Below are 5,492 nucleotides of genomic sequence, written 5' to 3' on the forward strand. Positions count from 1 at the left end.
CTGTTAACGCGGAATGGCCACCCGTGGGGGTGGCCATTCCGTGAATGGGTGTCCGGCGGTGTCCTACTCTCCCACAGGGTCCCCCCTGCAGTACCATCGGCGCTGAGAGGCTTAGCTTCCGGGTTCGGAATGGGACCGGGCGTTTCCCTCTCGCTATGGCCGCCGTAACTCTTTCGATGAGTTCGGTGCTTTCACAACGTGAAAAGTTCTCTTTTTTGTTGTGTTCCCGACCGTACATCGGGAACCACTCAGTGGACGCGAGCATTCTCAACCCCACACGGGTGTGGGGGAAGTGTTATCAAGTCATCGGCTTATTAGTACCAGTCAGCTGCACACGTTGCCGTGCTTCCACATCTGGCCTATCAACCCAGTAGTCTGGCTGGGAGCCTCTCACCCCGAAGGGTATGGAAGTCTCATCTTGAGGCCGGCTTCCCGCTTAGATGCTTTCAGCGGTTATCCATCCCGAACGTAGCTAACCAGCGGTGCACTTGGCAGTACAACTGGCACACCAGAGGTTCGTCCAACCCGGTCCTCTCGTACTAGGGTCAGATCCTCTCAAACTTCCTACGCGCGCAGCGGATAGGGACCGAACTGTCTCACGACGTTCTAAACCCAGCTCGCGTACCGCTTTAATGGGCGAACAGCCCAACCCTTGGGACCTACTCCAGCCCCAGGATGCGACGAGCCGACATCGAGGTGCCAAACCATGCCGTCGATATGGACTCTTGGGCAAGATCAGCCTGTTATCCCCGAGGTACCTTTTATCCGTTGAGCGACAGCGCTTCCACAAGCCACTGCCGGATCACTAGTCCCGACTTTCGTCCCTGCTCGACCTGTCAGTCTCACAGTCAAGCTCCCTTGTGCACTTACACTCGCCACCTGATTGCCAACCAGGTTGAGGGAACCTTTGGGCGCCTCCGTTACTTTTTGGGAGGCAACCGCCCCAGTTAAACTACCCACCAGGCACTGTCCCTGAACCGGATTACGGTTCGAAGTTAGATATCCAGAGTGACCAGAGTGGTATTTCAACAATGACTCCACCATAACTGGCGTCATGGTTTCATAGTCTCCCACCTATCCTACACAAGCCACACCGAACACCAATACCAAGCTGTAGTAAAGGTCACGGGGTCTTTCCGTCCTGCTGCGCGTAACGAGCATCTTTACTCGTATTGCAATTTCGCCGAGTTCGCGGTTGAGACAGTTGGGAAGTCGTTACGCCATTCGTGCAGGTCGGAACTTACCCGACAAGGAATTTCGCTACCTTAGGATGGTTATAGTTACCACCGCCGTTTACTGGGGCTTAAATTCTCAGCTTCGCCTTGCGGCTAACCGGTCCTCTTAACCTTCCAGCACCGGGCAGGCGTCAGTCCGTATACATCGTCTTGCGACTTGGCACGGACCTGTGTTTTTAGTAAACAGTCGCTACCCACTAGTCTCTGCGGCCACCACGCCCTTTTCCAGGCAAGCTGGTATAAGCGGATGGCCCCCCTTCTCCCGAAGTTACGGGGGCATTTTGCCGAGTTCCTTAACCACGATTCTCTCGATCTCCTTGGTATTCTCTACCTGACCACCTGAGTCGGTTTGGGGTACGGGCGGCTAGAACCTCGCGTCGATGCTTTTCTCGGCAGCATAGGATCACCCACTTTTCATCCGCATCGTGTCTCAGCCTCATGAGTCACGGATTTGCCTATGACTCGGCCTACGCACTTGCCCCGGGACAACCATCGCCCGGGATGGGCTACCTTCCTGCGTCACACCTGTTAATACGCTAACCGCACCAGCATGGGGTCGTACGCTAGGCCCCACGCCATCACCCGAAGGATCCGGTCATGGGGATTCAGATACTTAGCACTACTGGGTTAGTTTGGGCGGTTCTTCGCCGGTACGGGAATATCAACCCGTTGTCCATCGACTACGCCTGTCGGCCTCGCCTTAGGTCCCGACTTACCCAGGGAAGATTAGCTTGACCCTGGAACCCTTGGTCTTTCGGAGGACGTGTTTCTCACACGTCTTTCGCTACTCATGCCTGCATTCTCACTCGTGTAGCGTCCACGGCTGGGTCACCCCGCCGCTTCACTCGCCACACGACGCTCTCCTACCCATCAACACGGCTGGACCACGAAGGCCTACCAATAATGTCAATGCCACAACTTCGGTGGCGTGCTTGAGCCCCGTTACATTGTCGGCGCGGAATCACTTGACCAGTGAGCTATTACGCACTCTTTCAAGGGTGGCTGCTTCTAAGCCAACCTCCTGGTTGTCTAAGCAACTCCACATCCTTTCCCACTTAGCACGCGCTTAGGGACCTTAGATGGTGGTCTGGGTTGTTTCCCTCTCGACTATGAAGCTTATCCCCCACAGTCTCACTGCTGCGCTCTCACTTACCGGCATTCGGAGTTTGGCTGACGTCAGTAACCTTGTAGGGCCCATCGGCCATCCAGTAGCTCTACCTCCGGCAAGAAACACGCAACGCTGCACCTAAATGCATTTCGGAGAGAACCAGCTATCACGAAGTTTGATTGGCCTTTCACCCCTATCCACAGCTCATCCCCTCAGTTTTCAACCTAAGTGGGTTCGGCCCTCCACGACGTCTTACCGTCGCTTCAGCCTGGCCATGGATAGATCACTTCGCTTCGGGTCTAGGACATGCGACTGAATCGCCCTATTCAGACTCGCTTTCGCTACGGCTACCCCACCCGGGTTAACCTCGCCACATATCGCTAACTCGCAGGCTCATTCTTCAAAAGGCACGCTGTCACACCTACCAGGGGTGCTCCAACGGTTTGTAAGCAAACGGTTTCAGGTACTATTTCACTCCCCTCCCGGGGTACTTTTCACCTTTCCCTCACGGTACTTGTCCGCTATCGGTCATCTGGGAGTATTTAGGCTTATCAGGTGGTCCTGACAGATTCACACGGGATTTCTCGGGCCCCGTGCTACTTGGGATACGCTCCACGCCAGAACACGCATTTCGACTACGGGGCTGGCACCCACTCTGGCCCGCCTTTCAAGACGGTTCGTCTATACGCTTCTGTCACGTCGACCACTCGGCAGAATGATCAGGAACGTCCCGCAACCCCCCACATGCAACGCCTGCCGGCTCTCACACACATGAGGTTTAGCCTGATCCGATTTCGCTCGCCACTACTCACGGAATCACGGTTGTTTTCTCTTCCTGTGGGTACTGAGATGTTTCACTTCCCCACGTTCCCTCTACCCGCCCTATATATTCAGGCGGGAGTCACTAGGTCGGCACGCCGCCCAGCGGGGTTTCCCCATTCGGACACCCTCGGATCAAAACTTGCTTATCAGTTCCCCGAGGCTTATCGCAGATTGCTACGTCCTTCTTCGGCTCCAGATGCCAAGGCATCCACCGTTTGCTCTTAAAGACTTGAAAACATGAGAATCAAAACTCAGCCACACTCCAAAAAGGAATGCGACAGAAATTGACTAATGATCTTTAAGATCATCAACACAAAACAACCCCAAAGGGTCATCTTGCAAAGATGCTCGCGTCCACTGTGTAGTTCTCAAAGTACGGGCGGCACCCCCACCACACGACCAACCGGCCGGCAGCAGAGGCCCAGAGAGTTGCACACCACCCTCACCCCCGAAAGAGATCAAGCAGCGTCCGGTCCCTCAGGACCCAACAGCGTGCAGGCACCCCGCTCCCCGACCCCCACCCTCCAACCACACCCCGAAAGGTACGGCGTACTAGTAGGAACCAGCTGCGCTGATGCCATGTCAAATGTTCCACCCACGAGCCCCCGCAGAGACGTTCGCCCTGCTGAGGTTCCTGCAACCCCGAAGGGTCGAGGTGCTCCTTAGAAAGGAGGTGATCCAGCCGCACCTTCCGGTACGGCTACCTTGTTACGACTTAGTCCTAATTACCGATCCCACCTTCGACGGCTCCCTCCACAAGGGTTGGGCCACCGGCTTCAGGTGTTACCGACTTTCATGACTTGACGGGCGGTGTGTACAAGACCCGGGAACGTATTCACCGCAGCGTTGCTGATCTGCGATTACTAGCGACTCCGACTTCATGAGGTCGAGTTGCAGACCTCAATCCGAACTGGGACCGGCTTTTTGGGATTCGCTCCACCTCACGGTATTGCAGCCCTTTGTACCGGCCATTGTAGCATGCGTGAAGCCCAAGACATAAGGGGCATGATGATTTGACGTCATCCCCACCTTCCTCCGAGTTGACCCCGGCAGTATCCCATGAGTTCCCACCATTACGTGCTGGCAACATAGAACGAGGGTTGCGCTCGTTGCGGGACTTAACCCAACATCTCACGACACGAGCTGACGACAACCATGCACCACCTGTTCACGAGTGTCCAAAGAGTCCCCTATTTCTAGAGTGTTCTCGTGTATGTCAAGCCTTGGTAAGGTTCTTCGCGTTGCATCGAATTAATCCGCATGCTCCGCCGCTTGTGCGGGTCCCCGTCAATTCCTTTGAGTTTTAGCCTTGCGGCCGTACTCCCCAGGCGGGGAACTTAATGCGTTAGCTGCGTCACGGAATCCGTGGAAAGGACCCCACAACTAGTTCCCAACGTTTACGGGGTGGACTACCAGGGTATCTAAGCCTGTTTGCTCCCCACCCTTTCGCTCCTCAGCGTCAGTTACGGCCCAGAGATCTGCCTTCGCCATCGGTGTTCCTCCTGATATCTGCGCATTCCACCGCTACACCAGGAATTCCAATCTCCCCTACCGCACTCTAGTCTGCCCGTACCCACTGCAGGCCCGAGGTTGAGCCTCGGGATTTCACAGCAGACGCGACAAACCGCCTACGAGCTCTTTACGCCCAATAATTCCGGATAACGCTTGCGCCCTACGTATTACCGCGGCTGCTGGCACGTAGTTAGCCGGCGCTTTTTCTGCAAGTACCGTCACTTTCGCTTCTTCCTTGCTAAAAGAGGTTTACAACCCGAAGGCCGTCATCCCTCACGCGGCGTTGCTGCATCAGGCTTCCGCCCATTGTGCAATATTCCCCACTGCTGCCTCCCGTAGGAGTCTGGGCCGTGTCTCAGTCCCAGTGTGGCCGGTCACCCTCTCAGGCCGGCTACCCGTCGACGCCTTGGTGAGCCATTACCTCACCAACAAGCTGATAGGCCGCGAGCCCATCCCAGACCGAAAAATCTTTCCAACCCCCACCATGCAGTGAGAGCTCATATCCAGTATTAGACACCGTTTCCAGCGCTTATCCCAGAGTCCAGGGCAGGTTGCTCACGTGTTACTCACCCGTTCGCCACTGATCCACCAAGCAAGCTTGGCTTCACCGTTCGACTTGCATGTGTTAAGCACGCCGCCAGCGTTCATCCTGAGCCAGGATCAAACTCTCCATAAAAAAAGAATGCCACCCCCACCGGGAAAAACGGTAAAAGGCAGCGAGTTCAACCATGACCAAAAACGAATATCAAACTGACATCCATGAATTGATCCAAAAAAGACCCCCACCAACCAAAAAATGGTCGACAGAGAAAAAA

Annotated in this window: 3 rRNA genes; all 3 read right to left on the reverse strand. The window is 55.3% G+C overall.

Going from position 1 to position 5,492, the window contains the following annotated elements:
- Positions 1-50 precede the first annotated feature (50 nt).
- The 3 genes from rrf to J2Y46_RS20660 all read right to left on the reverse strand — a co-directional run bounded on the left by rrf (position 51) and on the right by J2Y46_RS20660 (position 5,353).
- A 5S ribosomal RNA gene (gene rrf / locus J2Y46_RS20650) occupies positions 51-167 on the reverse strand.
- A 127-nt stretch (positions 168-294) separates the two neighbouring features.
- Positions 295-3,400 (reverse strand): 23S ribosomal RNA (locus tag J2Y46_RS20655).
- A 431-nt stretch (positions 3,401-3,831) separates the two neighbouring features.
- Positions 3,832-5,353: ribosomal RNA gene (locus J2Y46_RS20660) — 16S ribosomal RNA — on the reverse strand.
- Together the 16S, 23S and 5S rRNA genes form the textbook arrangement of a ribosomal RNA operon.
- Positions 5,354-5,492 lie beyond the last annotated feature (139 nt).

The organism is Microbacterium sp. BE35 (assembly GCF_031457705.1).
Taxonomy (GTDB): domain Bacteria; phylum Actinomycetota; class Actinomycetes; order Actinomycetales; family Microbacteriaceae; genus Microbacterium; species Microbacterium trichothecenolyticum.